Annotated in this window: 2 protein-coding genes; both read left to right on the forward strand. The window is 69.8% G+C overall.

Annotation, left to right across the window (positions count from 1 at the left end; genetic code table 11):
* The first annotated feature begins 166 nt into the window (after positions 1 to 166).
* Positions 167 to 580, forward strand: a complete 414-nt coding sequence (gene apaG, locus HW577_RS24795; protein ID WP_198378757.1) for a Co2+/Mg2+ efflux protein ApaG — start codon at positions 167 to 169, stop codon at positions 578 to 580.
* 113 nt (positions 581 to 693) lie between these two features.
* Positions 694 to 1,338: a GTP cyclohydrolase I FolE gene (folE, locus tag HW577_RS24800; RefSeq protein ID WP_332837809.1), complete on the forward strand. Its 645-nt coding sequence runs from the start codon at positions 694 to 696 to the stop codon at positions 1,336 to 1,338.
* Positions 1,339 to 1,580 lie beyond the last annotated feature (242 nt).

A 1,580-nucleotide genomic window follows, 5' to 3' on the forward strand; every position in this document is an offset into this window, starting at 1 on the left:
TTCCGATGTCGGCCCGCGGTCCGGCGCGCCTTCAACCGCGGCGGGGGCGCGCTGCTGGTCGGCGCGGGGCTCGCCGCGGCGGCGATGCGGCGCGCCTGACACCGGCGCGTATGGACAAGACCCCGCCCGTGGCGCTTCAGTGAGGCTACGGGGAGTGGCAAAGGCCATGGCCAGGAAGGACGAGTTCAGCGCGACCACGCGCGGCATCCGCGTTTCGGTGCGCGCCTTCTATCTTGCCGACCAGTCCGAACCCGAGCGCGGCCAGTATGTCTGGGCCTATCGCGTCGAGATCGCGAATACGGGGCGGGAGACGGTGCAACTGCTGCGCCGCACCTGGGAGATCACCGACGCGCTCGGCCGCACCCAGACGGTGCATGGCGCGGGCGTGATCGGCGAGCAGCCGGTGCTCGAGCCGGGCGGGCGCTTCGAATACACCTCCGGCACGCCGCTGCAGACGGCCTCGGGCTTCATGCGGGGCGCGTATCACATGGTGGTGCCGGACAGCGGGGAAGCCTTCGACGTGGCGATCCCCGCCTTCAGCCTGGACAGCCCGCACCAGCCTTCCGGACGGGTGCATTGAAGGACCGGGTTGCGCCCCCGGCGCATGCCCCCATCTCAGCCGCGACCAGGAAGGCCGGCCGCCGCGAACGGCACCACCAGCCTGGCATCGCGCTGCCGGAAAGACCCTTGCCCGTGAACATCCACATCCCCGCCGCCCGCCCCGAGGACGAAAAGGCCTCCTCCCTGCAACGGCCGACGCAGGAGCAGGCGGAGGATGCGATCCGCACCCTGCTGCTCTGGGCCGGGGACGATCCGAACCGGGAAGGGCTGCTCGACACGCCCAAGCGCGTGGCGAAGGCCTATCGCGAATGGTTCTGCGGCTATGAAGAGGATCCGGTCGAACTGCTCGCCCGATCCTTCGAGGAAGTCGAGGGCTATGACGAGATGGTGCTGCTGCGCGACATCCGCGTGGAGAGCATGTGCGAGCACCACATGTGCCCGATCATCGGCAAGGCGCACATCGCCTACCTGCCGAACGGTCGCGTCGTGGGCATCAGCAAGCTCGCCCGCGTGGTCGAGGCCTTCGGCAAGCGACTGCAGATCCAGGAGAAGCTGACCGCGCAGGTCGCCAACGTCATCAACGACGTGCTCAAGCCCAAGGGCGTGGCCGTGGTGTTCGAGGCAGTGCACCAGTGCATGACAACGCGCGGCGTGCACAAGACGGGCGTGTCCATGGTGACGTCCCGCATGCTCGGCGCCTTCCGCGACGATGCCTCCACGCGGCGGGAGTTCCTGTCGATGATCCAGGGGAGCCGGGGCGCGGGCGGGGAAGGCTGAGCCCGATCGCGCGAAGGCGGACCCTTCGCGCGCGACCGCCCTCCAGGCGCTGCGCACAGAGGCGCAAGTCCTTGCGCCCATCACCGCGACAGGAAGGGGTCCGGCTCCGCCGGGCCCCTTTTTCTTGACCTTGGAACGTAAAGTGTCTAGTTGACACTTGTGATTGCCACCCTGCCACCGCCCGAGGCCGCCCGCCCCGACGCCCCGCTGGGCGCGCGGCTCCGCGCCGCGCGGCTCGCCCG

The sequence above is a fragment of the Neoroseomonas rubea genome, assembly GCF_016106015.1.
In the GTDB taxonomy this organism is placed as follows: Bacteria; Pseudomonadota; Alphaproteobacteria; order Acetobacterales; family Acetobacteraceae; genus Neoroseomonas; species Neoroseomonas rubea.